Origin of the sequence: Marivirga sp. (assembly GCF_035704835.1) — a bacterium.
Classification (GTDB): Bacteria; Bacteroidota; Bacteroidia; order Cytophagales; family Cyclobacteriaceae; genus Marivirga.
This window is the reverse complement of sequence record NZ_DASSWQ010000072.1, coordinates 106,213-131,530: the sequence shown is the minus strand read 5'-3', so window position 1 is coordinate 131,530 and position 25,318 is coordinate 106,213. Positions and strand designations below refer to the sequence as shown.

Sequence of the window (25,318 nt, the reverse complement as noted above, 5' to 3'; positions counted from 1 at the left end):
CTAAATTGTAAATCCTACCCGAAGTACAAAAGGGGAATTATAAGGTGAACGACCTGGGAAGTGCAATAAATTGTATAAGGCCATAACTGTAAATCCTGCTCGGTTGCCGATAGGTTGAAAATAACCCCCTCCAATAAAAAAAGCCGGAACCCATATTCTACTAAGATCTGAAGTACTACTTGACCTGAAATCTCTGTTTATATTTTCGTATTCTGAATATCCAAAAACCTGATTAGAAAAATTATATCTCCCGAATAATTTACCTCCATAAATATTGGTTTCATAATCACCAAATTGGCTATTTCCTCTTATTCTGAAATATTGATAGATGACACCAACACCTGCTGAGAGCTTTTCATTAATCATATAACCAACTAATGGAGAAGCTTCTATATGGGTGTAACTTCCAAACTGCAATCCGAAATTCCCGCCTAGATAAATTCTGTCTATAATTCCAGAATCTTCATCAACATACTTCTGACAAATAGAATTATGGCTTGCGAAAAGCAATAAGAGAATTGAGATAAAGAGAAATGTATTAGCTTTTTGCAATGACTATTCTTTTTCAACTATAACGAAAAGATCCTCTGATTCTTTTTTCATAAGGTATCGTTCTCTAGCAAATTTTTCCAGCAATTCATCATCACTTAGAAGCCCTTCCCTATCTACTTCTACCTCCTTTATCATTTCCTGATAATATTCTTTTTCTTTTTGTAGTTCACTATATCTGGAAGCTAGTCTCCATTGAGAAATTAAATCATTCCCATCAATAAATAACATCCAAAAGATAAACACCGCGCTTGCAATGAAGTAAAAATTCTTAAATATTTTAGGGATTTTATCCATGATACGCATTACTTATTATAGTTTAAAAGTAATATAAAAAAATGATTTCGCCTAAAAACCTGAATTCGATTCTAAATTAAGTTAAAGCAAAAAAGCTATTGGGAAATTCTCCAATAGCCTTCTTGTTTAAAAGAGTTGATTTTAGAAATTTATTCCAGGGAAATATGCCATTTCGCCTAATTCTTCCTCAATTCTCAATAATTGATTGTATTTCGCCATTCTATCTGAACGAGATGCTGAACCCGTTTTGATTTGACCAGAGCCCATTGCTACCGCTAAGTCTGCGATAAAAGTATCTTCAGTTTCTCCAGAACGATGTGAAATGATGTTTTTATAAGAAGCTTTATCCGCCATTCTGATGGCATTAATAGTTTCTGTTAAAGTACCAATTTGGTTAACTTTAATTAAGATAGAATTAGCTATTTTTTCGTCAATTCCTCTTTGTAATCTCTTGGTATTGGTAACGAAAAGGTCATCTCCTACTAATTGAACTGTTCTCCCGATTTCGCGCGTTAGTTTTTCCCAACCTTCCCAGTCATCTTCCTGCATTCCATCTTCAATAGAAAGGATAGGATATTTATCACACCACTTTTTCCAATAGGCAACCATTTCATCAGAAGTTAATTCATCGCCTGTACTTGCAAAAACATATTTCTGCTTATCTGCATCATAAAACTCAGAAGCTGCAGCATCCAGAGCAATGAAAATATCTTCACCTGGTTTGAAACCTGCTTTTTCTATTGCTGTTAAAACTACCTCGATAGCTTGCTCATTAGATTCTATATTTGGAGCAAAACCACCTTCATCACCAACGTTAGTAGACAAACCTTTGCTTTTCAATACCTCTTTCAAGTGATGGAAAACGGTGGTTCCCATTCTCAATGCCTCAGAAAATGATTCAGCATTAACGGGCATTACCATAAATTCCTGAAAGTCAATTTTATTATCCGCATGGCTGCCACCATTCAATATGTTCATCATCGGAACTGGTAAAGTGTTGGCATTTACTCCACCAATATATCTGTAAAGCGACTGACCTGAAAGTTGGGCGGCTGCCTTAGCACATGCCATAGAAACGCCTAAAATAGCATTAGCTCCTAATTTCGCCTTGTTGTCTGTGCCATCTAATTCAATCATTATCTTATCGATAAGGTTTTGCTCAAATACAGAAAAACCAATTAATTCTTCTGCAATGGCTCCATTGACATTATCAACAGCTTTCAAAACCCCTTTACCCATAAAAATGGATTTATCCTTATCTCTCAACTCTACAGCTTCATGGATACCAGTACTTGCTCCAGATGGAACAGCTGCTCTTCCAAAACCACCATTGGCCGTAAATACTTCTACTTCCACTGTAGGATTTCCTCTGGAATCTAATATTTGTCTTGCGTGAATGTTTTCTATTATACTCATAGTTTTATTAGTTGATTAGCGAAATAAATTGGTCGAATAAATATCTAGAGTCATGAGGACCTGGGGATGATTCTGGATGATATTGTACTGAAAATACTTTTTTTTCTTTCATTCTTAATCCTTCCACTGTATTATCATTCAGATTTAAATGCGTTGCTACTACTAAGGAAGATTTTTCCACATCCTCTGTGACAATACTAAAGCCATGATTTTGAGATGTGATTTCACTTTTTCCCGATTCGGTATTCAATACAGGTTGATTTAAACCTCTATGACCATTATGCATTTTGAAAGTTTTTATCCCATTGGCCAGCGCAATTAGCTGATGACCCAGACAAATACCAAATAAAGGCTTACCACTTTCAATTATGTCTTTGCTGTTTTTGATGGCATCAGCCATTACTCCAGGATCACCAGGACCGTTTGATAAAAAATATGCTTGTGGGTTCCACTCTTCAGTTTCTTTAAAACTATAGCTAGATGGAAATACTTTACATCTGAAACCTCGTTGAACCAACTGCTTTAGAATACTACTTTTAATACCGTAATCCATCACAGCCAATTTTATACCATTGGCGTCTCCTAACTCATGAGGTTCTTTACAAGTGACAAAAGAAGAAAGTTCAAGTCCTTCCATTGACGGGACTTTAGCTAATTCCTTCTTTAATTCATCAATATCAGATATTTCAGAAGAAATAATGGCATTCATTGCCCCTTTATCACGAATATGACGAACTATTTTCCGTGTATCTACATCGCAAATACCCGGAATTTCATGCTTAATTAAATAATTATTGAGATTGTCAACCGCTTGACTTCTGCTATAATCATCAGAAAAGGCATTGATAACAACACCAAAAATCTTAGGGCTTTCAGATTCAGATTCTTCATAGTGAACACCATAATTACCGATATGAGCATTGGTATTTACCATTATTTGCCCATAATAAGAAGGATCGGTATAAACTTCCTGATAACCTGTCATACCTGTATTGAAACAGATTTCACCACCTTTAGTACCTGAAAAACCAATTGATTTGCCATGGAAGACAGTTCCGTCCTCTAAAAGTAAAATTGCTTTGTTTTTGTTTTTATACTTCATCAGATAATCTTCTGAAATTGAAAATGAATGGAGCTATATTTTGAATAGGACAAAAATAAATAAAAAAAAAGGGATTGAATAAATATCCAATCCCTTTTCTTAAATCTATATGAGAAAGATTAATCATTTCCCTTTTCTTCGTCTGTATTTTTATCTTTTTTCTCTTCTTTAGGAGTCTCTTCCTTTTTAGCATCAGCCTTAGGAGTTTCTTTTTTGGCTTCTTTTTTAGGAGCATCTTCTTTAGCCTCTTTTGTTTCAGAAGCTACAGCAGTTGAACCTTTAGAACTACCACCTCTACGGCTTCTTCTAGTAGTTTTCTTTTCTTTCTTCTCTCCGCCTAACAACAATTCATTATAATCTACCAATTCGATTAAAGCCATTTCAGCATCATCTCCAAGTCTAGATCCTAATTTAATGATTCTTGTGTACCCTCCAGGTCTGTTAGCAATTTTAGTAGCTACCTCATCAAAAAGTTCTTTAAGAACTTCTTTATTTTTTAGAGAAGAGAAAACAATTCTTCTATTGTGTGTTGTATCCTCTTTTGATTTTGTCAACAAAGGTTCTACGTACTTCCGTAGTGCTTTCGCTTTCGCAACAGTAGTTGTAATCCTTTTAGAAAGGATTAAAGAACCTGCCATGTTTGATAACATCGCATTTCTATGGGAAGCAGTTCTACTTAAATGATTAAATTTCTTACCGTGTCTCATTTTCCTTATTCTTCGTCAAGTTTGTATTTGGATAAATCCATTCCAAAGGTTAAACCCTTGTCCGCCACCAATTGCTCTAATTCAGCTAATGACTTTTTACCAAAATTTCTGAATTTCATCATATCAGAAATTTCAAGTGCCACTAAATCACCTAATGATTTAACATCTGCAGCCTTTAAGCAATTATAAGCTCTTACAGAAAGGTCCAAGTCGTTCAATGCTGTTTTCAACAATTTACGCATGTGTAACATTTCTTCATCAACCGCCTCTGGCTCATCAGACCCACCTGCATCCAATACCATATTTTGATCGGAGAACAACATAAAGTGCTTTATTAAAATATTTGCAGCACCTTTTAAGGCAACTTCAGGATGAATACTACCATCAGTTTCAATATCCAAAACTAATTGTTCATAATCAGTTTTTTGTTCTACTCTCGTATTCTCAACGCTGTATTTCACGTTTTTGATTGGAGTAAAAATTGAATCAATTGCGATGTAATCAACTACCTGATCAGCTAGTGTATTTTCCTCTGAAGAAACATAACCTCTACCTTTTTCGACAGTTAATTCCATCTCAAAATTAATTGATTCATCCATGTGGCAAATCAATAACTCTGGATTTAAGATTTCAAAAGCAGTAGTAAATTTATTAATGTCACCGGCCTTGAACTCTTTCGTATTTTTTAGAGAAATATTAATTTTGTTATCAGCAACATCTGCAATTTTCTTAAACCTAACCATTTTTAAGTTTAAGATAAGTTCAGATACATCTTCCACTACACCTTCAATTGCTGAAAATTCATGCAATACTCCAGGCACCTTAATACCTGTAATAGCATAACCTTCTAGTGAAGATAACAAGATTCTTCTTAAGGCATTACCTACTGTAACGCCATATCCTTTTTCTAATGGCTTGAATGTAAAAAGGCCATGAAAATCATCTGCCTTTTCCATTGCAACCTTTTCAGGCATTTGGAATGCTAAAATGGACATATTATAAAATTTCTTTAAATTAACTGTTTATTTTGAGTACAACTCGACAATTAGCTGCTCATTAATATTCTCTGGAATATCCTCTCTTTGAGGTGTATTAACAAACTTACCAGACATGGTAGATTTATCAAATTCTAACCAAGAATATTTTGTTACTGTATTTGAAGAAAGACTATCTGTTACAGCCTCAAGAGATTTCGATTTCTCTCTAACACCGATAACATCACCTTCTTTTACCTGGTAAGATGGAATATTTAATATTTCACCATTAACCAAAATATGTTTGTGACCTACTAATTGTCTTGCAGCTCTTCTTGTTGGCGCTATACCTAATCTGAATACAACGTTATCCAATCTACTCTCCAATAGCTGAAGTAAAACCTCACCAGTAATACCTTTCTTTCTGGAAGCTTTATCGAATAAATTAGCAAATTGTCTTTCTAAAACACCATAAGTGTATTTAGCTTTTTGCTTTTCCATTAATTGAACAGCATATTCAGATTGCTTTCTTCTTCTACCTCTTCCGTGTTGTCCGGGAGGATAAGCCTTCTTAGATAATGCTTTACTTGCACCAAAAATAGGTTCATTAAACCTTCTTGCAATTTTGGATTTTGGTCCTTTATATCTTGCCATTTTCTTTAATTACTTAAAACGATGAATTAAACCCTACGTCTTTTAGGTGGACGACATCCATTATGAGGTAATGGAGTAACATCCTTAATCATCGTTACTTCAATACCTGTATTCTGTATGGTTCTGATTGCTGAATCTCTTCCTGCACCAGGGCCTTTAACGAATACCTCAACTTTTCTTAAACCTAAATCATAGGCAGCTTGTGCAGCATTTTGAGCTGCTACCTGACCAGCGTATGGAGTGTTCTTTTTTGAACCCTTAAATCCCATTTTACCTGCAGAAGCCCAGGATATTACCTGACCTGTAGAATTTGTTAACGATATAATGATGTTATTGAACGAAGCTCTGATGTGAGCTTGGCCTATAGCCTCAACATTAACAACTCTTTTTTTAGCTTTATCTTTTCTCTTTTGAGCCATGATCTAATGATTACTTAGTAGCTTTCTTTTTATTTGCAATAGTCTTCCTCTTTCCTTTACGAGTACGAGAGTTATTTTTAGTTCTCTGCCCTCTTAATGGAAGCCCTTTTCTGTGACGTAAACCTCTGTAACACCCGATATCCAACAATCTTTTAATGCTCATTTGCACTTCAGATTTAAGAACACCTTCTGTTTTGAAGTTTTCACTTATGATTGTTCTAATCCTATTAGCTTCGTCATCAGTCCACTCACTTACTTTTTTATCAGCGTCAACACCAGCCATTTCTAAAATCTTTGCTGATGAACTTCTACCAAGACCAAATATATAGGTCAATGATATAACTCCCCTTTTATTATCAGGAATATCTACTCCGGAAACTCTTGCCATAATTACCCTTGTCTTTGTTTGAAACGTGGATTCTTCTTGTTGATCACATAAAGCTTGCCATTTCTGCGGACTACTTTACAATCAACACTTCTCTTTTTGATTGAAGCTTTAACTTTCATAATCTTTTTATTTGTACCTGTATACTATTCTACCTTTTGACAAATCATAAGGAGACATCTCCAATTTCACTTTATCTCCAGGAAGAATCTTAATGTAATTCATTCTCATCTTACCGGAGATATGAGCTATAACCTCATGACCGTTACTTAATTCAACACGAAACATTGCGTTTGATAACGCTTCAGTTATTGTTCCATCTTGCTCTATTGAACTTTGTTTTGCCATAATTTATTTATGCTACTGCTGTTCGTTGTGATGAACTACCTTTTACCTTGCCAGATTTCATCATACCCTCATAATGACGCATCAATAAATAACTCTCTATTTGTTGCAAGGTATCTAATATAACACCAACCATAATGATTAATGATGTACCTCCGAAGAATTGAGAGAATTGAGTGCCAACCCCTGCCCTTGCAACAAAAGCAGGTAAAATTGCAATTAATGCTAAGTAAATTGACCCTGGCAAAGTTATTTTCGTTAATATATTATCTATAAAATCCGATGTTTCCTTACCTGGTTTAATACCTGGAACGAAACCACCGTTTCTTTTCATATCATCAGCTATTTGACTAGGATTAATCGTTATTGCTGTATACAAGAATGTAAAAACAATGATTAATAATGCAAATGTTAAATTATACTGCCAACTCTGAAAGTCAGAAAATACAGTTCCAATATAAGCAGCAGTATCACTATCATCCGCCCATAAGTTAGCTAACAAGGCAGGAAGAAACATTAATGATTGCGCGAATATAATCGGCATAACACCAGAGGCATTCACCTTTAAAGGAATATATTGGCGCTGTCCACCGTAAACTCTTCCACCTACTACCTGCTTTGCGTATTGAACAGGTATTCTTCTAGTAGCTTGAACTAACATTACAGTAACCATAACTACAAAGAACAAAGCAACTATCTCTAATATGAAGAATAAAAACCCACTCATTCCTAATGACACCGCTTCTGCAACTATAGAACCCGGAAAGCGTGAAATAATACCAATCATAATAAGCATTGAAATACCATTTCCAATACCCTTATCCGTAATTTTTTCACCTAACCACATACAGAATATCGTTCCTGCAGTTAATACTATTACAGAGGTAAAAGTGAAAAAAGTTTGGCTCATCATAATTGCTTCAGGAGGAATAGTCCCAGCAACATAACTTACACCTTGAACAAAAGTAATGGCAATAGTCAATACCCTTGTAATTTGCGTAATTTTCTTTCTACCTGATTCACCCTCCTTTTGCATTTTCTGAAAATAAGGAACAGCAACGGTAAGAAGCTGAATCACAATACTTGCAGAAATGTATGGCATAATACCAAGGGCAAAAATAGATGCATTTGAGAATGCACCACCTAAAATGGTATCGAGGAGACCAAATATTCCCTGTGCATCACCTGATAACTTTGAAGGGTCTACTCCAGGCAAAACAACAAAAGAGCCTAAACGAAATATAATTAAAAAACCTATGGTATTTAATATCCTATCTCTAAGCTCCTCAATGGAGAAAATATTTTTTATGGTAGAAAAAAAACGCTTCATATTATATTTTTGATGCAGTTCCTCCAGCTTTCTCGATTGCTTCTATTGCAGTTTTTGAAAATGCATTAGCAGAAACATTCAATTTCGCTTTTAAGGTTCCGTTCCCTAAAATTTTAACCAAGTCATTCTTAGCAACAAGCCCCTTACTCTTCAATAAATGCATATCAATAGTGTCAACACTATATTTCTCTTGAAGAATTTGAAGGTCACCTAAATTGATAGCTTTGTAGCTAACTCTATTGAAGTTATTGAAACCAAACTTAGGAACTCTTCTTTGTAAAGGCATTTGACCACCTTCAAAACCTCGTTTGGATTTATAACCACTTCTAGATTTAGCACCTTTATGACCTCTACCGGCAGTACCTGCAGCGCCAGAACCCTGACCTCTACCAATACGCTTTCTATCTTTAATAGAACCTTCCGCTGGTTTTAATGTATGTAATTTCATCTTATCCTTCAGTTACATTAACTAAGTGATCTACTTTTCTCAACATACCCTCTATTTGAGGAGTTGATTCTTTAGTCACAGTTTTATTAATTCTTCCTAAACCTAAAGCTTGAATTGTTAGCTTTTGGTCTTTAGGTCTTCCTATTACACTTCTTATTTGTGTTACTTTAATTATCTTAGCCATTGCGATTAACCATTAAATACGTTAGAAAGTGCAATTCCTCTATCTTTAGCTACAGTAAAAGGATCTCTTAATTTTAATAAAGCGTCAAAAGTTGCCTTTACAACGTTATGTGGGTTAGAAGAACCTTTAGATTTCGCTAAAACGTTATGAACACCAGCACTTTCAAACACAGCACGCATTGCACCACCTGCAATAACTCCAGTACCAGGAGATGCTGGCTTAATTAAAACAAAGCCACCGCTATATTTACCAATTTGCTCATGTGGTACTGTTCCTTTTAAAATCGGAACTTTTACCAAATTCTTTTTAGCATCATCAATTCCCTTAGTAATAGCATCAGTTACCTCATTGGCTTTACCCAAACCATAACCTACTACACCATTACCATCACCTACTACTACGATTGCTGAGAAACTAAATCTTCTACCACCTTTTACAACTTTAGCAACCCTTTTAATGGCTACTACCTTCTCCTTCAATTCGATTTCGCTTGCTCTAACAGATTTTATATTACTCTGAGACATATATTTAGAATTTTAAGCCACCTTTACGAGCACCGTCCGCCAATGCTTTTACTCTACCATGAAATCTGTAACCACCTCTATCAAATACAATTGCACTGATTCCAGCCTCTTGTGCTCTTTGTGCAAGTGTTTCACCAACTTTTGAAGCAGTATCGATATCGGCATTACTTTTGGCGCCCAATTCCAAAGAATTAGCAGCTACCAATGTATGACCTTTTAAATCATCTATAACTTGTGCGTAAATGGCACGGTTACTTTTAAATACCGTCAAACGAGGTGTTTCAGCAGTACCAGAAATTTTTCTTCGAATTCCTAACTTAATTCGTGCTCGTCTATCTTGTTTACTAATAGCCATTTTTAATATTATTTAGCGGCAGTTTTACCTGCTTTACGTCTAACTTGTTCACCCACAAATCTAATCCCTTTACCTTTATACGGTTCAACTGTACGTAAAGACTTGATTTTTGCGGCTACTTGACCAATCAATTGCTTATCAAAACTTTCCAAGGTAACAATAGGATTTTGACCTTTAACGGTTTCAGCTGTTGCCTTAACCTCATCTGGCAATCCCATAAAAATACTATGAGAGTATCCTAAGTTTAATTCTAATATACTACCTTGAACAGTAGCTTTATAACCTACACCTACAAGTTCTAACTGTTTCTTATAACCTTCAGAAACTCCAGTAACCATGTTATTCAATAAAGCCCTGTATAAACCATGCATTGCTTTATGTCTTTTTGATTCTGTAGCTCTTTCAAGTTGAATAACCCCGTCAGTATTCTTAACAGAAATAGCAGAATCAATCTGCTGTGTTAAAGTACCTTTAGCACCCTTAACAGTTACTAAGTTATCCTTAGCAATATCAAGAGATACATCTTGAGGTAGTTTAATAAGACTTTTACCTATTCGTGACATTTCTATTATTTAATATACGTAGCACAATACTTCACCACCAATTTTCAGCGTTCGTGCTTCTTTGTCAGTGATTACTCCTTTTGAGGTTGACATAATAGCAACACCCAAACCATTTAAAACTCTTGGCAAGTTTTCAGAATCAGAATATTTTCTCAACCCTGGTTTTGAAACTCTCTCCAATTTTGAAATAGCAGGAGTTTTAGTTTCAGGATCATATTTCAAAGCAATCTTAATATTACCTTGAGCGTTATCGTCCTCAAATTTATAATTCAGGATATAACCTTTTTCATGAAGTACTTTGGTCATACTCTTTTTCAAGTTTGATGCCGGTACTTCTACGATTCGATGTTTTGCTTTTATAGCATTGCGAACCCTTGTAAGAAAATCAGCTATTGGATCAGTTACCATCTCTTAATTAATTATAATTTCTGTTTGCCCTGCCGAAACAGGCGTGCAAAGTTAAGAAATTAATTTGTTTATAAAAATAAAATTTTAAAAATCACCAACTTGCTTTGGTAACTCCTGGTATTTTCCCCTGTGAAGCCATTTCACGGAAGGTAACTCTGGAGATTCCAAATTTACGCATATATCCTTTTGGACGACCAGTTAATTTACATCTATTGTGTAATCTTACTGGAGAAGCGTTTTTAGGTAATTTATCTAAAGCCTCATAGTCGCCTTCAGCTTTGAGCTCCGCTCTTTTTGCTGCATATTTAGCGACCAATCTTTCTCTTTTTCTTTCTCTGGCAATTACTGCTTTTCTAGCCATAATTATTTATTGTTTTTACTAGCAAATGGCATTCCGAAAGCTTTCAATAATTCATAGCTCTCTTCATCTGAATTTGCAGTGGTTACAAAAGTGATATCCATTCCTGAAATAGTAGAAACTTTTTCAATACTTATCTCAGGGAAAATAATTTGTTCTTTAACTCCAAGTGTATAATTTCCTCTACCGTCAAAGCCCTTATCCTTTACACCTTGAAAGTCACGTACACGAGGTAATGAAACAGAAACTAATCTATCCAAAAACTCATACATCTTTTCACCTCTAAGTGTAACTTTGGCACCAATAGGCATTCCTTCTCTTAATTTAAAATTCGAAATAGAATTTTTAGCATAAGTAGGAATTGCTTTTTGACCAGTTATCATGGTTAATTCTTCCACTCCAACATCAACTAACTTCTTGTCAGCTGTTGCAGCGCCAATTCCTTTGTTGATTACAATTTTTGTAAGCTTAGGAACTTCCATTGCAGAGCTATACTGAAATTTTTCTTTAAGAGCGGGAATTATCTCACCCAGATATAATTCTTTAATTCTTGGATTAGCCATTGTTAATTACCTCCCCCGTTTTTTTTGAATATCTTTGCAATTTACCTTTATCGTCAAGTTTGCGTCCTGTTCTGGTAGCATCCCCTGTAGCAGGATCAACTAACATTAGATTACTAATATGAATAGGGGCTTCTACTTTATCAATTCCGCCCTGAGGACTATTTGCAGAAGGCTTTTTATGTTTTGTAATAATATTAGCACCTTCAACTATAGCTCTGTCTTTTTCACCTAACATCTCTAAAACTTTACCAGATTTACCTTTGGCATTTCCAGCAATAACCTTTACAGTGTCTCCCTTACGGATATGAAGTTTCTTTTGTTTATTCTTTTTCCTTTCCATAATATTATAATACTTCAGGTGCTAAAGAAACAATTTTCATGAATTGCTTTTCACGCAATTCTCTAGCAACAGGACCGAAAATACGAGTACCTCTTGGTTCATCGTTTGGATTTAATAATACAGCAGCATTATCTTCAAAACGAATATAAGAACCATCTTTTCTTCTAACCTCTTTCTTAGTGCGTACAATTACAGCTCTAGAAACAGTACCTTTTTTCAAATTACTTGAAGAAAGAGCAGACTTAACAGTTACAATAATCTTATCACCAATAGAAGCATACCTCTTTTTGGTACCTCCTAATACACGAATACATAGTACTTCTTTAGCACCACTGTTATCCGCTACACTTAATCTTGATTCTTGTTGTATCATGGTTATTTAGCTCTTTCTACGATTTCTACTAATCTCCACTTTTTATTCTTGCTCATCGGTCTAGTTTCTTGTATTCTGACAGTATCGCCAATCGTACAATCATTAGCCTCATCATGAGCCATGAATTTGGTATTTTTCTTAACGAATTTACCATACATAGGGTGCTTGACCTTTCTTTCTACAGAAACGGTAATGGACTTATCCATTTTGTTACTTACAACTAACCCTACTCTTTCCTTTCTAAGGTTTCTTTCCATCTTAGCAATTATTTAGCAAGTACTTTACTTCTTAGTTCAGTCTGCAAACGAGCCATATTCTTACGAGTATCTCTTATTTGCATAGGATTCTCTATTGGAGAGATCGCATGCGCAAACTTCAACTTGTGAAGCTTTTGTCCTTCAACTTTTATATTCTCATTGAGCTCGTCAATGGATAATTTTTTAATATCAGCGTTTTTCATGATACTATATTTTCTGAGTAATCTCTTCTTACTGAAAACTTAGTTTTAACTGGCAATTTTTGCGCAGCTAATCTTAAAGCTTCTTTAGCATCTGCCATAGACACGCCACCTGCTTCGAACATGATCGTACCAGGTTTTACAGTAGCCACCCAATATTCCGGAGCACCTTTACCTTTACCCATCCTTACTTCGGCAGGCTTCTTTGTAATTGGTTTGTCAGGAAAAATCCTGATCCAAACTTGACCCTGTCTTTTCATCGCTCTTGTCATGGCAATCCTAGCTGCCTCTATTTGTCTACTGGTAATCCAACCCGGCTCCAGTGACTTCAAAGCAAAACTACCAAAAGAAATTCTATGCCCTCTTTGAGCTATTCCTTTGACTCTACCTTTTTGCTTTTTCCTAAATTTTGTTCTCTTTGGCTGTAACATTTTCTAAAAATCTTTTACCAAGAAAGCGATTATTTACGCTTTCTTTTAGGACGTTCACTTCTTCTATTATTAGCCGGGCCACCACCTTTATTACTAGGTGCGCTTGCCCCAACATTAAGCGACAAGTCTCTCTTGCCGAAAACCTCTCCTTTGAAAACCCACACCTTCACACCAATCGTTCCATAGATTGTATGCGCTGGAGTTATTTCATAGTCGATATCTGCCCTCAATGTATGCAAAGGAATTCTACCTTCTTTATACATTTCAGTTCGTGCCATTTCAGCTCCGCCTAAACGTCCTGAAACTTTAATTTTAATACCTTGAGCACCTACTCTCATTGCAGAAGCAATTGCCTGCTTCATCGCTCTTCTGTAGGATATTCTCGCTTTCAATTGTTGACCAATAGATTCTCCAATTAATTTGGCATCTAATTCAGGACGTTTAATTTCAAAAATATTTATTTGAACATCCTTACCAGTCAATTTTTTAAGCTCCTCTTTTAATTTATCTACTTCACTACCACCTTTTCCTATAACAACACCAGGTCTAGCAGTATGAACAGTTAAAGTGATTCTTTTTAAAGTTCTTTCGATAACAATTTTAGAGATTCCGCCCTTAGGAATTCGAGCTAATATGTATTCTCTTATTTTCTGATCTTCGATAAGCTTATCAGAAAAGGATAAACCTTTACCTCCGTACCAGTTAGACTCCCAACCTCGTACGATACCTAAACGAAAACCTATTGGATTAACTTTCTGTCCCATTGTTATTTATTTTCAGCGTTATCAGTTTCAGCCAATACCGCTTTATCCGCAGCACTGTCAACAATCAAAGTTACATGATTAGATCTTTTTCTAATTCTGTGTGCTCTACCTTGAGGAGCTGGTCTTAACCTTTTTAAAACTCTACCACCATCAACCTTTACAGACTTCACAAATAAATTTGCATCTTCTAAGTCAAGGTCTGGATTAGCTTGTTGCCAGTTGGCAATTGCAGAAAGCAATAATTTTTCAATTCTAGCTGCTCCATGCTTAGATTCAAATTTCAAAATATTTAAAGCACGGTTAACTTTCTCACCTCTGATAAGATCCACTACCATCCTCATTTTTCGAGGAGATGTAGGTACGTTATTTAATTTAGCTATTGCTTCCATTACCTCTTACCTTTATCTTTTTTGTTTATATGACCCCTGAAATTTCTAGTAGGAGAAAACTCACCTAACTTATGCCCTACCATGTTCTCAGTTACGTAAACCGGAATAAATTTATTTCCGTTGTGAACTGCAAAAGTATGACCAACAAAATCAGGAGAAATCATAGATCTTCTTGACCAAGTTTTGATAACCGACTTCTTACCGGAGTCATTCATATTATCAACTTTCTTTTCAAGACGAAAGTCAATATAAGGTCCTTTTTTTAACGATCTAGCCATCTATTATTTCTTTTTACCGATAATTAATTTATTGGAATATTTCTTAGGCGTTCTGGTTTTCAAACCTTTAGCCAATAAACCTTTTCTTGACCTAGGGTGACCTCCTGAAGACTTTCCTTCACCACCACCCATTGGGTGATCAACTGGGTTCATAACAACCGCTCTAGTTCTAGGTCTACGACCTAACCAACGATTACGACCAGCTTTACCTAATTTTACAATCATATGATCACCATTAGAAACAGCACCTATTGTTGCAATGCAAGTTGTTAATACAAGTCTCATTTCACCAGAAGGTAATTTCAACGTTGCATATTTTCCATCTCTAGCTAATAATTGAGCATATGAACCTGCACTTCTTGACATAGCACCACCCGCACCCGGCTTAATCTCAATATTGTGGATTATTGTACCTAATGGAATGTTTGCTAAAGGAAGAGCGTTACCAACCTCAGGAGCAATATCGCTACCAGAAATTATTGTATCACCAACTTTCAATCCGTTAGGAGCAAGAATATATCTCTTTTCCCCATCAACATAATGCAATAATGCTATGAAAGCTGTTCTTCCCGGATCATATTCCAAAGTAGCAACCTTAGCAGGAATACCAAATTTGTTTCTCTTAAAGTCAATAATCCTCTGACTCTGCTTATGACCACCACCTATATAGCGCATAGTCATACGTCCAGAATTATTTCTTCCACCAGATTTCTTACTTGGAGCCAGCAAGGACTTTTCAGGAGCCACTTTACTTAACTCGGTATAAACCGGTGCTAACCTATATCTTTGTCCAGCTGTAACTGGTCTTAGTTTTTTAACTGCCATTTTTCAGATCATTAAATTTCGCTGTAGAAATCGATTACCTCTCCTTCTGCTACAGTTACAATTGCTTTTTTGAAACTAGGTTTTCTTCCAGTTAGAACCCTAGATTTAGTGTAACGAGATTTTTGTTTACCTAAATACCTCATGGTATTAATACTCTCTACATTTACACCGTATTTTTTTTCAACCTCAGCCTTAATTTGAATTTTATTGGCGTTGATATCGACAACAAATCCATATTTACCTTTTTCGTTGAGGCTTGAGACTTTTTCCGTTACAAGTGGTTTTATTAAAACGCTCATGTCTTTTACTTAAATAAGTTTTCAATTTTCTCTAAAGAACCTTCAACAAATAGCAACTGATCAGCGTGAAGCACATCATAAGTATTTAATGAATCAACCGTAGTTACTTGCGTATTCTTAACATTTCTACCAGACAATACAATATTCTTATCAACTTCTGGTAAAACTAAAAGTGTCTTTTTAGTATTTAAAGACAGCTTGGTCAACATATCTGTATAGTTCTTAGTCTTTACCTCGCTAAAAGTAAAACCTTCTAAAACAGATATCATCTGGTCTTTCGCTTTGTAAGTTAAAGCAGATTTTCTAGCCACTACTTTTAACTTTTTATTTAATTTAAAGCTATAGTCTTTAGGTCTTGGACCAAAAACTCTACCACCACCTTTAAAAACCGGTGACTTGATACTACCAGCACGTGCTGTACCAGTACCCTTTTGCTTTTTAATCTTTCTAGTTGACCCAGAGATTTCAGCTCTTTCTTTAGATTTATGCGTTCCTTGTCTCGCATTTGCCATTTTTTGTTTCACATCTAAATAAATAGCGTGATCATTTGGCACTATATCAAAGATGGCATCCGATAAAGAAATTTTTCTTCCGGTGTCTTCGCCTGTATGTTTTATAATTGAAAGCTCCATCTTTATTTCTCTATTATTACAAATGAATTTTTAGCACCTGGTATAGAACCACTCACTAGAAGTAAGTTTTTCTCAGGAATCAATTTCAACACTCTTAAATTAGTGTTTTTAACTCTATTCCCACCTGTTCTACCAGCCATACGCATACCCGGAAATACTCTCGCCGGATAAGAAGCACCACCAATTGAACCTGGGGCTCTTTGCCTGTTATGCTGACCATGAGTTGCTTGACCAACTCCACCGAAACCATGACGTTTTACAACACCTTGGAATCCTTTACCTTTGGAAGAACCTGCAACATCTACATAATCACCTTCAGCAAAAACATCACTTATAGTCACTGTTTGACCTAAGCTGAATTTATCAACGAAAGCTTCATAACCTTCATATTCACGAAATTCAACAAGTTTTTTCTTAGGCGTTGTTTGAGCATTTTTAAAATGCCCCTGCAATGCTTTTGGTGTATTCTTCTCCTTGCGCTCATCATAGCCCAATTGAATAGCAGAATAACCATCGGTTTCCTCTTTTTTTACTTGTGTAACCACACAAGGACCAGCTTCTATCACCGTGCATGCGACATTTCGTCCATCGACACCGTAGATACTAGTCATTCCGATTTTTTTTCCTATTATTCCTGACATTATTAATTTGATTAACAACCTTTTAGCGGGCTTAAGCGTAGCTTTTCCCGAAAGGACTGCAAAGTTAGTAAAATATTACAAGCAACAAAACTTACAACATTAAAAAATACAAAATTCTAAAAAAGAAAAACCAATGATTCAAAGACCATTGGTTTATCAAATTTTATATAGTATTCATTTACACCTTAATCTCAACATCAACCCCACTAGGAAGTTCAAGTTTCATTAAAGCATCAACTGTTTTTGCACTATTTGAATAAATATCAACTAATCTTTTGAATGTACATAATTGATATTGCTCACGAGATTTTTTATTCACGTGCGGAGAACGTAATACTGTGAAAATTTCTTTCTCAGTAGGCAAAGGAATTGGACCACTTACTACTGCTCCTGTTGTCTTTACAGCTCTTACAATCTTTTCAGAAGACTTATCTACTAAATTATGATCGTATGATTTTAACTTTATTCTTATTTTCTGATTCATGATTCCTTATTTTTTAACAGACTCCCCTTTAGATTTTGCAATTACCTCATCCGCGATATTACGAGGAACTGGGTCATAGTGTGAAAAAGTTAAAGACGCAGTTGCTCTACCTGAACTGATTGTTCTTAAGTCAGTAACATATCCGAACAATTCTGATAAAGGAACATCTGCTCTAATTACCTGGGCAGTACCCTTAGGATCCATGCCCTTCATTAAACCTCTTCTTTTATTCAAATCACCTGTAACAGGACCAGTATATTCTTCTGGTGTTAAAACCTCAACTTTCATCACTGGCTCAAGTAACTGAGGACCTGCTTTTTTAGCTGCTTCTTTGAAACCGATTCTAGCTGCTAATTCAAATGATAACGCATCAGAATCGACATCGTGGAAACTACCATGATATAATTCAACTGCCATTGCTTCAATTGGATATCCTGCAAGAGGTCCATTAGACATTGCTTCAGTAAATCCTTTTTGAATTGCTGGGATAAATTCTTTTGGAATTACACCACCAGTAATCTTGTTGTTGAATTGTAAACCTGGTTGAATTTCACCTTTTTCATCTGGTTCAGCAGGAGACAATTTAAATACGATATCAGCAAACTTACCTTTACCACCTGACTGTTTCTTATAAACCTCTTTGTGGTCAACTAAATTTGTGATAGCCTCTTTGTATGCAACCTGAGGAGCACCTTGATTGATATCTACCTTAAACTCTCTTTTCAGACGGTCCATGATGATATCCAAGTGTAACTCTCCCATACCTCGTAGAATTGTCTGACCAGTTTCCTCATCAGTATTTACCTGAAGGGTAGGATCTTCTTCTACAAGTTTGGCAATTGCCATACCCATTTTATCAACATCAGCTTGAGTTTTTGGCTCAATAGCATATCCGATAACTGGCTCAGGGAAAGTCATTGATTCAAGAATAATTTTATGTTTCTCGTTACAAAGCGTATCACCTGTTTTAATATCTTTAAAACCTACAACTGCAGCAATATCACCAGCATGAAGCGTATCAATTTGGTTTTGTTTATTGGCGTGCATTTGAAAGATTCTTGAAATTCTTTCTTTTTTATTGGTTCTAGTATTAAATACATAAGAACCAGAATCTAATGTTCCTGAATATGACCTTACAAAGCATAAACGACCAACAAAAGGGTCAGTAGCGATTTTAAATGCTAATGCAGCGAAAGGATCTTCAGAAGTTGGCTTTCTACTAGTTTTCTCATCAGTATCAGGATTGATTCCAACTATATTATCTCTATCTAATGGAGATGGTAATAATTCCATTACATAGTTTAATAATGTTTGAACACCTTTATTCTTAAAAGCTGAACCACACAACATCGGAACAAAAGCTAAATCTAAAGTTGCAGCTCTTAACGCAGCAATAACTTCATCTCTTGTAATTAATTCAGGATCTTCAAAGTATTTTTCCATTAAGGATTCATCATACTCTGCTACTGATTCTAACAAATGCTCACGATATTCTTTTACTTCATCAGACATGTCAGCAGGTATTTCTACCTCTTCCCAAGTCATACCGCTATCCTCTTCGTTCCAAACGAAGGCTTTCATTTCTACTAAATCAACAACTCCTTTGAAGTTTCCTTCAGCACCGATAGGCAATTGAAGTGGAACTGACTTAGTACCTAACATTTCTTTTACCTGACGGCAAACATTTAAGAAGTCAGCACCGTCACGATCCATTTTATTAACGAATCCGATTCTAGAAACTTTATAATTATCAGCTAATCTCCAGTTAGTTTCTGATTGAGGTTCAACACCATCAACAGCACTAAATAAGAAAACTAAACCATCCAATACTCTCAAAGATCTATTTACTTCAACAGTAAAATCAACGTGACCTGGAGTATCAATAATATTAATGTGATATTTTTCGTCTTTATAAGGCCAAAAAACAGTAGTTGCGGCAGAAGTAATAGTGATCCCTCTTTCCTGTTCCTGTTCCATCCAGTCCATAGTGGCTGCACCATCATGAACTTCTCCTATTTTATGACTTGCACCTGTATAGTACAAAATTCTTTCAGTAGTAGTAGTTTTCCCAGCATCAATATGTGCTGCAATTCCTATATTACGTGTTAGTCTGAGATCTCTTGCCATTATATTAGCTTTTAAAATCTAAAATGTGAAAATGCTTTATTTGCTTCAGCCATACGGTGCGTATCATCCTTCTTTTTGATAGCAGCTCCTTCACCCTTAGAAGCAGCAATGACTTCACCAGCTAAACGCTCCATCATTGTTTTTTCACCTCTTTTACGAGCAAATGTAATCATCCATTTGATACCAAGAGAAACCTTTCTTTCAGGACGTACTTCTAACGGCACCTGGAATGTTGCTCCACCTACTCTTCTACTTTTCACCTCAACTGCTGGAGAAATATTAGCTAAAGCTTTTTTCCAAATTTCTAAGCCATTCTCCTTTGTTTTTTCTTCAACTAAAGCCAATGCATCATAAAAAATGCCGTAAGCAATACTTTTCTTACCGTCAACCATTAAATAGTTAACAAATTTTGTAACTAAAGTATCTCCAAATTTAGGATCTGGAAGAATGTATCGTTTTTTAGGTTTTGCTTTCCTCATCGTCTTTTATTTCTTAGGTCTTTTTGCTCCATATTTTGATCTTCTCTGAGTACGGCCGTTTACACCAGCAGTATCCAACGCACCTCTAATGATGTGATATCTCACACCAGGTAAATCCTTAACTCTACCACCCCTAATTAACACTATAGAGTGTTCTTGTAGGTTATGGCCTTCACCAGGGATATATGCGTTTACTTCTTTTTGATTGGTCAACCTAACCCTAGCCACTTTTCTCATTGCTGAGTTAGGCTTTTTTGGAGTGGTGGTATAAACACGAGTACATACACCCCTTCTTTGTGGGCAAGAATCCAAAGCAGGAGACTTTGACTTTGAAGTCAATTTCTTTCTACCCTTTTTAACTAATTGTTGTATAGTAGGCATTTATTATAACTTTATCTTCTATTACTACTTGAGATTTTTAGGACTGCAAAGGTAAAAAATCAGATGCATTATCCAAACACATCTGATTAATTATTTTCACAAAGTCCTAATTTATAAGGAATAAGCTTAAGCTTCTCCAACATTTGACCCAAAATTCATAGGGAATTTTGGTGCTTCCTCTGACTGCTTTATAGGTCCAAAATTACTTTCGTACTTGTTAATATTGTCCTTCAATGCATTCAGCAACCTTTTTGCATGCTCTGGAGTGACTACAACTCTAGATTTCACTTTTGCTTTTGGCACACCCGGCATCAACCTGATGAAATCAATCACAAATTCGCTATTAGAATGAGCAACCATTGCCAAATTAGCATAAACTCCTTCCGCAACATCTTCAGGAAGTTCAATATTAATTTGGTTTTGCTGTTTCTTATTTCCTTTTTTTTCCTCCATTTTATATGTTGGATTTATTTTTAGAAGAAAGACTGAATTAAGCTTCAGTCTTCTCTTCAGTTACTTTACTTTCTTTGATATTATCAAGTTCTTCTTTAGAACCTACAATCATTTCAGTCCAATCGATTAAGCCTGTTCCTGCAGGGATTAAATGTCCTACAATCACATTCTCTTTCAGACCTAATAAATGATCTGCCTTACCTCTAATAGATGCTTCACTAAGAACTTTAGTAGTTTCCTGGAAGGAAGCAGCTGAAATAAAGCTTTCAGTTCCTAATGAAGATTGGGTGATACCTTGAAGTGTTGGTTTAGAAACTGCAGGTTCTGCATCTCTAGTTTTCACCAATTTCAAGTCTTTTCTTTTCAGTGTAGAATTTTCATCTCTTAGTTTTCTAGCTGAAATGATTTGACCTGGTTTCAAATTAGGTGATTCACCTGCATCAGTAACCACTTTCATGTTCAATACTCTATCATTTTCTTCTCTGAAAACAAATCTATCTACTACTTGATTAGGTAAGAAAGTGGTGTCTCCTGACTCCAATACTTGAACCTTTTGCATCATTTGTCTAACGATCACTTCAATGTGTTTATCATTAATTTTCACACCTTGTAGTCGGTAAACTTCCTGAATTTCGTTCACAATATATTCCTGAACAGCAGTTGGTCCTTTAATTGACAAAATATCAGAAGGGGTTGTTGCGCCATCAGAAAGGGCATAACCCGCTTTCACAAAGTCATTATCTTGAACCAAAATATGTTTAGAAAGTGATACCAAGTATCTTTTCTTTACACCATCTTTAGACTCAATATATATCTCTCTGTTTCCTCTTTTAATTCCTCCAAAAGTTACAACACCGTCAATCTCAGAAACTACAGCAGGGTTTGAAGGATTTCTTGCTTCAAACAACTCTGTTACTCTAGGAAGACCCCCTGTAATATCCTTAGATTTACTTGTAGATCTTGGAATTTTAGCCAAAATCTGACCAGGTTTAATCTTAGCATTTTCATCTACTGACAAGTGAGCTCCAACTGGAATGTTATACGTTTTAGGATCTTGCCCTTTGGTATTAACAATTACAGCAGGGTTTTTAGTTTTATCTTTAGTATCGATAATAACTTTCTCTCTGTGACCTGTTTGCTCATCAGATTCTTCTTTGTAAGTGATACCTTCTTCAATACTATCGAATTCAGTTACACCCTCAAATTCTGAAAGAATTACAGCATTATATGGATCCCAGAAACATAATTCTTGATCTTTTTCAACTTTCTCTCCTTCTTTAACTTTAAGTGTCGCACTGTAAGGTACGTGATTACTCATCAACACCTTTTTGCTTTTCGGATCGATTATTTTAATCTCACCTGACCTACCCATTACCACTGTTCTAGATTCGCCTTCATCATCAGTAGATTGAATGGCTCTTAAATCTTCAAACTCTACTATACCGCCAGTCTTAGCTTTGATTGTAGCTTCAACAGCAATGTTAGAAGCAGTACCCCCAACGTGGAAGGTCCTAAGTGTCAGCTGTGTACCAGGCTCACCAATAGATTGTGCTGCAATAACACCAACTGAATCACCTTTCTGAGCAATTTTAGAAGTTGCTAAGTTTCTTCCGTAACACTTACTACAAACTCCTTGACGAGTTTCACAAGTTAATACAGATCTAATTTCAACTTCTTCAATTAAAGCTTCATCAATTTTATCGCAAATATCATCGGTGATAGTTTCACCTGATTCTACGATTAATTCTTCTGTTTGTGGATGATAAACATCGTGTACACTTACTCTACCAAGAATACGTTCATAAAGTGATTCAACAACTTCATCATTATCTTTCAATGCAGAAACATTCAATCCCCTTAAAGTTCCACAATCAACTTCATTTACGACAACATCCTGTGCAACATCCACCAATCTTCTAGTTAAATAACCTGCATCGGCAGTTTTCAGTGCTGTATCTGCAAGACCTTTTCTAGCACCGTGAGTGGAGATGAAATATTCAATTACATCTAATCCTTCACGGAAGTTTGATAAAATTGGGTTTTCAATAATACCACCTACTGAACCAGCTAAATTTTTCTGTGGCTTAGCCATCAGACCTCTCATTCCACCTAACTGACGTATCTGCTCTCTTGAACCACGAGCTCCAGAGTGCATCATCATATAGATAGAGTTAAATCCTTGATTATCTTCCTCTAATTGTTGCATTAGAGTATTTGTCAATTGAGAGTTAATTCTAGTCCAAATATCAATTACCTGATTGTAACGCTCATTATCTGTAATAAGACCCATCAAGTAGTTATTCCAAACTGCATCAACTTCTTCTTTGGCCTGCTCCACTAAAGTATCTTTAACTTCAGGAACCATAATATCACCAAGTCCCATTGATAAACCACCTTTGTAGGCACTCTGGAAACCTAATTCTTTTATATTATCTAAGAAGTTGGCTGTTTTGGCAGAACCTGCAATTTTGTAAACGTGCGCAATGATACCTTGCAGGTTTTTCTTGGTCAATAACTGATCAATATAACCTACCTCTTCAGGTACACACTCATTGAAAATAACACGACCAGCAACTGTATCAATTAACTTAGTTTCAAGTTCGCCATCAGAATTTCGAACTTTAGTTCTTAATTTGATATTGGCATGTTTCGAAACTTTTTTCTCATTGATGGCAATAATCACTTCTTCTGAGCTGTAGAAGCTTTTACCTTCCCCTAAAACTGGTTCTTCTTTTGTAGATTTTCTACCCTTAGATACATAATACAAACCTAAAACCATATCCTGAGAAGGTACAGTAATTGGTGCCCCGTTTGCAGGGTTCAAAATATTATGAGAAGAAAGCATTAAAGTAGATGCTTCCAAAATAGCTTCATGTCCTAAAGGAACGTGAACCGCCATCTGGTCACCATCAAAATCGGCATTAAATGCAGTACACGCTAATGGGTGTAACTGAATTGCTTTACCTTCAATCAATTTTGGTTGGAAAGCTTGAATACCTAAACGGTGAAGTGTTGGAGCCCTGTTCAATAATACAGGATGTCCTTTCATCACGTTCTCCAAAATATCCCAAACCACAGGGTCTTTTCTGTCAACAATCTTCTTAGCAGATTTAACCGTTTTAACAATTCCCCTTTCGATTAATTTTCTAATAATAAAAGGCTTGAAAAGCTCGGCTGCCATATTTTTAGGCAAGCCGCATTCATGCATTTTCAACTCAGGCCCTACTACAATAACTGAACGACCAGAATAATCAACCCTCTTACCTAATAAGTTTTGACGGAATCTACCTTGCTTTCCTTTCAACATATCTGAAAGTGATTTTAAGGCTCTGTTTCCATCAGATCTTACAGCATTTACTTTTCTTGAGTTATCGAATAATGAATCTACCGCTTCCTGCAACATCCTTTTCTCATTTCTAAGGATAACTTCAGGAGCTTTGATATCGATCAACCTCTTCAAACGGTTATTTCTGATAATAACTCTTCTGTATAAATCATTTAAATCAGAAGTAGCAAATCTACCACCATCAAGAGGCACTAAAGGTCTCAATTCAGGTGGAATAACAGGTACCATTCTGATGATCATCCATTCTGGACGGTTTTCAATTCTTGTTCTAGCATCACGGAATGCTTCTACAACTCTCAGTCTTTTTAAAGCTTCTGCTTTTCTTTGCTGAGAAGTATCTGTAGCTGCCTGGTGTCTTAATTCGTAAGAAAGTTCATCCAGCTGGATTCTGCTTAATAACATATCCAATGCTTCAGCACCCATTTTGGCAATGAATTTATTTGGATCGTCATCGTCTAACTTCTGATTTTCTGCAGGAAGTTTATCTAAAATATCTAAATATTCATCTTCTGTTAAGAAATCCATGTATGCAATACCGTCTTCCTCTTTGGTTCCCGGCTGGATTACAACATATCTTTCGTAATAGATAATCTGATCAAGCTTCTTAGTTGGTAAGCCTAAAAGATATCCGATTTTGTTCGGTAAAGATTTGAAATACCAAATATGAGCAACAGGAACAACCAATTCGATGTGGCCCATTCTCTCTCTACGAACTTTTTTCTCAGTTACTTCAACACCACATCTATCGCAGATGATGCCTTTGTATCTGATTCTTTTATATTTTCCACAATGACATTCCCAGTCTTTAACAGGTCCAAATATTCTTTCACAGAATAGACCACCCATTTCCGGCTTATAAGTTCGGTAGTTGATGGTTTCAGGCTGAGTGACTTCACCATGAGAGCTTTCCAGAATAGATTCTGGAGAAGCCAAACTAATGGTGATTTTGGAAAAGTCAGTGTTAATTTTTTTATTTTTTTTGAACGCCATAATAAATGTATCTAAATGGGGCCGGTTAAAGCCCCGATAAAACAATTG

The 25,318-nt window shown here is 35.7% G+C and carries 38 protein-coding genes; all 38 read right to left on the bottom strand.

Annotated elements, in window-relative coordinates; translation table 11 throughout:
• The gene (locus tag VFM92_RS12375; RefSeq protein ID WP_325122533.1) at positions 1–552 is read right to left on the bottom strand and encodes a hypothetical protein; all 552 of its coding nucleotides are present in this window, start codon (positions 550–552) and stop codon (positions 1–3) included.
• 3 nt (positions 553–555) lie between these two features.
• The gene (locus VFM92_RS12370; protein ID WP_325122532.1) at positions 556–855 is read right to left on the bottom strand and encodes a septum formation initiator family protein; all 300 of its coding nucleotides are present in this window, start codon (positions 853–855) and stop codon (positions 556–558) included.
• Positions 856–987: 132 nt separating this feature from the next.
• Positions 988–2,262 carry a phosphopyruvate hydratase gene (eno, locus tag VFM92_RS12365; RefSeq protein WP_325122531.1) on the bottom strand — a complete coding sequence of 425 codons (1,275 nt, stop codon included), beginning with the start codon at positions 2,260–2,262 and terminating at the stop codon, positions 988–990.
• A gap of 7 nt (positions 2,263–2,269) precedes the next feature.
• Positions 2,270–3,364 carry a glutamine-hydrolyzing carbamoyl-phosphate synthase small subunit gene (carA, locus tag VFM92_RS12360; RefSeq protein ID WP_325122530.1) on the bottom strand — a complete coding sequence of 365 codons (1,095 nt, stop codon included), beginning with the start codon at positions 3,362–3,364 and terminating at the stop codon, positions 2,270–2,272.
• 119 nt (positions 3,365–3,483) lie between these two features.
• On the bottom strand, positions 3,484–4,071 hold the full coding sequence (gene rplQ, locus VFM92_RS12355; RefSeq protein ID WP_325122529.1) for a 50S ribosomal protein L17: 588 nt from the start codon (positions 4,069–4,071) through the stop codon (positions 3,484–3,486).
• Positions 4,072–4,076: 5 nt separating this feature from the next.
• On the bottom strand, positions 4,077–5,066 hold the full coding sequence (locus VFM92_RS12350) for a DNA-directed RNA polymerase subunit alpha (RefSeq protein ID WP_325122528.1): 990 nt from the start codon (positions 5,064–5,066) through the stop codon (positions 4,077–4,079).
• Between the two features lie 27 nt (positions 5,067–5,093).
• Complete coding sequence (gene rpsD, locus VFM92_RS12345; protein ID WP_325122527.1) at positions 5,094–5,699, bottom strand: 30S ribosomal protein S4; 606 nt, start codon at positions 5,697–5,699, stop codon at positions 5,094–5,096.
• 26 nt (positions 5,700–5,725) lie between these two features.
• Positions 5,726–6,118, bottom strand: coding sequence for a 30S ribosomal protein S11 (rpsK, locus tag VFM92_RS12340; RefSeq protein ID WP_325122526.1), 393 nt, complete (start codon positions 6,116–6,118; stop codon positions 5,726–5,728).
• A 10-nt stretch (positions 6,119–6,128) separates the two neighbouring features.
• Entirely contained in the window at positions 6,129–6,506 is a 378-nt protein-coding gene (rpsM, locus tag VFM92_RS12335) for a 30S ribosomal protein S13 (RefSeq protein WP_325122525.1), read from the bottom strand.
• Between the two features lie 2 nt (positions 6,507–6,508).
• Positions 6,509–6,625, bottom strand: coding sequence for a type B 50S ribosomal protein L36 (ykgO, locus tag VFM92_RS12330; protein WP_013455173.1), 117 nt, complete (start codon positions 6,623–6,625; stop codon positions 6,509–6,511).
• A gap of 7 nt (positions 6,626–6,632) precedes the next feature.
• Positions 6,633–6,851, bottom strand: coding sequence for a translation initiation factor IF-1 (gene infA / locus VFM92_RS12325; protein ID WP_302103730.1), 219 nt, complete (start codon positions 6,849–6,851; stop codon positions 6,633–6,635).
• Positions 6,852–6,858: 7 nt separating this feature from the next.
• Positions 6,859–8,178 (bottom strand): preprotein translocase subunit SecY, encoded by a 1,320-nt coding sequence (gene secY, locus VFM92_RS12320; protein ID WP_325122523.1) that lies wholly within the window; start codon positions 8,176–8,178, stop codon positions 6,859–6,861.
• Between the two features lies 1 nt (position 8,179).
• Positions 8,180–8,626 carry a 50S ribosomal protein L15 gene (gene rplO / locus VFM92_RS12315; RefSeq protein ID WP_325122522.1) on the bottom strand — a complete coding sequence of 149 codons (447 nt, stop codon included), beginning with the start codon at positions 8,624–8,626 and terminating at the stop codon, positions 8,180–8,182.
• A gap of 1 nt (position 8,627) precedes the next feature.
• Positions 8,628–8,810, bottom strand: a complete 183-nt coding sequence (gene rpmD, locus VFM92_RS12310) for a 50S ribosomal protein L30 (protein WP_325122521.1) — start codon at positions 8,808–8,810, stop codon at positions 8,628–8,630.
• A gap of 5 nt (positions 8,811–8,815) precedes the next feature.
• Positions 8,816–9,334 carry a 30S ribosomal protein S5 gene (gene rpsE / locus VFM92_RS12305; RefSeq protein WP_325122520.1) on the bottom strand — a complete coding sequence of 173 codons (519 nt, stop codon included), beginning with the start codon at positions 9,332–9,334 and terminating at the stop codon, positions 8,816–8,818.
• Positions 9,335–9,338: 4 nt separating this feature from the next.
• Positions 9,339–9,689: a 50S ribosomal protein L18 gene (rplR, locus tag VFM92_RS12300; RefSeq protein ID WP_325122519.1), complete on the bottom strand. Its 351-nt coding sequence runs from the start codon at positions 9,687–9,689 to the stop codon at positions 9,339–9,341.
• A gap of 8 nt (positions 9,690–9,697) precedes the next feature.
• The gene (rplF, locus tag VFM92_RS12295) at positions 9,698–10,252 is read right to left on the bottom strand and encodes a 50S ribosomal protein L6 (protein WP_325122518.1); all 555 of its coding nucleotides are present in this window, start codon (positions 10,250–10,252) and stop codon (positions 9,698–9,700) included.
• Between the two features lie 9 nt (positions 10,253–10,261).
• On the bottom strand, positions 10,262–10,660 hold the full coding sequence (gene rpsH, locus VFM92_RS12290; protein ID WP_325122517.1) for a 30S ribosomal protein S8: 399 nt from the start codon (positions 10,658–10,660) through the stop codon (positions 10,262–10,264).
• A 91-nt stretch (positions 10,661–10,751) separates the two neighbouring features.
• Positions 10,752–11,021, bottom strand: coding sequence for a 30S ribosomal protein S14 (gene rpsN, locus VFM92_RS12285; protein WP_325122516.1), 270 nt, complete (start codon positions 11,019–11,021; stop codon positions 10,752–10,754).
• A gap of 2 nt (positions 11,022–11,023) precedes the next feature.
• The gene (gene rplE, locus VFM92_RS12280; protein WP_325122515.1) at positions 11,024–11,581 is read right to left on the bottom strand and encodes a 50S ribosomal protein L5; all 558 of its coding nucleotides are present in this window, start codon (positions 11,579–11,581) and stop codon (positions 11,024–11,026) included.
• On the bottom strand, positions 11,574–11,921 hold the full coding sequence (gene rplX / locus VFM92_RS12275) for a 50S ribosomal protein L24 (RefSeq protein WP_325122514.1): 348 nt from the start codon (positions 11,919–11,921) through the stop codon (positions 11,574–11,576). The genes rplE and rplX overlap by 8 nt, the downstream gene beginning before the upstream one ends.
• Before the next feature lie 4 nt (positions 11,922–11,925).
• On the bottom strand, positions 11,926–12,294 hold the full coding sequence (rplN, locus tag VFM92_RS12270; protein ID WP_201918330.1) for a 50S ribosomal protein L14: 369 nt from the start codon (positions 12,292–12,294) through the stop codon (positions 11,926–11,928).
• Between the two features lie 2 nt (positions 12,295–12,296).
• The gene (rpsQ, locus tag VFM92_RS12265; protein ID WP_013455160.1) at positions 12,297–12,551 is read right to left on the bottom strand and encodes a 30S ribosomal protein S17; all 255 of its coding nucleotides are present in this window, start codon (positions 12,549–12,551) and stop codon (positions 12,297–12,299) included.
• Positions 12,552–12,559: 8 nt separating this feature from the next.
• Positions 12,560–12,754, bottom strand: coding sequence for a 50S ribosomal protein L29 (gene rpmC, locus VFM92_RS12260; protein ID WP_325122513.1), 195 nt, complete (start codon positions 12,752–12,754; stop codon positions 12,560–12,562).
• Positions 12,751–13,182 (bottom strand): 50S ribosomal protein L16, encoded by a 432-nt coding sequence (gene rplP, locus VFM92_RS12255; RefSeq protein ID WP_325122512.1) that lies wholly within the window; start codon positions 13,180–13,182, stop codon positions 12,751–12,753. Before rplP ends, rpmC begins: the two co-directional genes overlap by 4 nt.
• 29 nt (positions 13,183–13,211) lie before the next feature.
• On the bottom strand, positions 13,212–13,946 hold the full coding sequence (gene rpsC / locus VFM92_RS12250; RefSeq protein WP_325122511.1) for a 30S ribosomal protein S3: 735 nt from the start codon (positions 13,944–13,946) through the stop codon (positions 13,212–13,214).
• 2 nt (positions 13,947–13,948) lie between these two features.
• Positions 13,949–14,335: a 50S ribosomal protein L22 gene (gene rplV, locus VFM92_RS12245; protein ID WP_325122510.1), complete on the bottom strand. Its 387-nt coding sequence runs from the start codon at positions 14,333–14,335 to the stop codon at positions 13,949–13,951.
• Positions 14,335–14,613 carry a 30S ribosomal protein S19 gene (rpsS, locus tag VFM92_RS12240; RefSeq protein ID WP_303272012.1) on the bottom strand — a complete coding sequence of 93 codons (279 nt, stop codon included), beginning with the start codon at positions 14,611–14,613 and terminating at the stop codon, positions 14,335–14,337. The genes rplV and rpsS overlap by 1 nt, the downstream gene beginning before the upstream one ends.
• A 3-nt stretch (positions 14,614–14,616) precedes the next feature.
• Positions 14,617–15,438, bottom strand: coding sequence for a 50S ribosomal protein L2 (rplB, locus tag VFM92_RS12235; RefSeq protein WP_325122509.1), 822 nt, complete (start codon positions 15,436–15,438; stop codon positions 14,617–14,619).
• An 11-nt stretch (positions 15,439–15,449) separates the two neighbouring features.
• Positions 15,450–15,737 (bottom strand): 50S ribosomal protein L23, encoded by a 288-nt coding sequence (rplW, locus tag VFM92_RS12230; protein ID WP_325122508.1) that lies wholly within the window; start codon positions 15,735–15,737, stop codon positions 15,450–15,452.
• Positions 15,738–15,742: 5 nt separating this feature from the next.
• Positions 15,743–16,369: a 50S ribosomal protein L4 gene (rplD, locus tag VFM92_RS12225; RefSeq protein WP_325122507.1), complete on the bottom strand. Its 627-nt coding sequence runs from the start codon at positions 16,367–16,369 to the stop codon at positions 15,743–15,745.
• Between the two features lie 2 nt (positions 16,370–16,371).
• Entirely contained in the window at positions 16,372–17,010 is a 639-nt protein-coding gene (gene rplC, locus VFM92_RS12220) for a 50S ribosomal protein L3 (RefSeq protein ID WP_325122506.1), read from the bottom strand.
• Positions 17,011–17,188: 178 nt separating this feature from the next.
• Complete coding sequence (gene rpsJ / locus VFM92_RS12215) at positions 17,189–17,494, bottom strand: 30S ribosomal protein S10 (protein WP_013455150.1); 306 nt, start codon at positions 17,492–17,494, stop codon at positions 17,189–17,191.
• 6 nt (positions 17,495–17,500) lie between these two features.
• Positions 17,501–19,621, bottom strand: coding sequence for an elongation factor G (gene fusA / locus VFM92_RS12210; protein ID WP_325122505.1), 2,121 nt, complete (start codon positions 19,619–19,621; stop codon positions 17,501–17,503).
• Between the two features lie 11 nt (positions 19,622–19,632).
• Entirely contained in the window at positions 19,633–20,100 is a 468-nt protein-coding gene (gene rpsG / locus VFM92_RS12205; protein ID WP_325122504.1) for a 30S ribosomal protein S7, read from the bottom strand.
• 6 nt (positions 20,101–20,106) lie between these two features.
• Positions 20,107–20,481, bottom strand: a complete 375-nt coding sequence (gene rpsL, locus VFM92_RS12200) for a 30S ribosomal protein S12 (RefSeq protein WP_013455147.1) — start codon at positions 20,479–20,481, stop codon at positions 20,107–20,109.
• A 126-nt stretch (positions 20,482–20,607) separates the two neighbouring features.
• The gene (locus tag VFM92_RS12195; protein ID WP_325122503.1) at positions 20,608–20,934 is read right to left on the bottom strand and encodes a DUF3467 domain-containing protein; all 327 of its coding nucleotides are present in this window, start codon (positions 20,932–20,934) and stop codon (positions 20,608–20,610) included.
• Positions 20,935–20,971: 37 nt separating this feature from the next.
• Positions 20,972–25,270 (bottom strand): DNA-directed RNA polymerase subunit beta', encoded by a 4,299-nt coding sequence (gene rpoC / locus VFM92_RS12190; RefSeq protein WP_325122502.1) that lies wholly within the window; start codon positions 25,268–25,270, stop codon positions 20,972–20,974.
• Between the last annotated feature and the right edge of the window lie 48 nt (positions 25,271–25,318).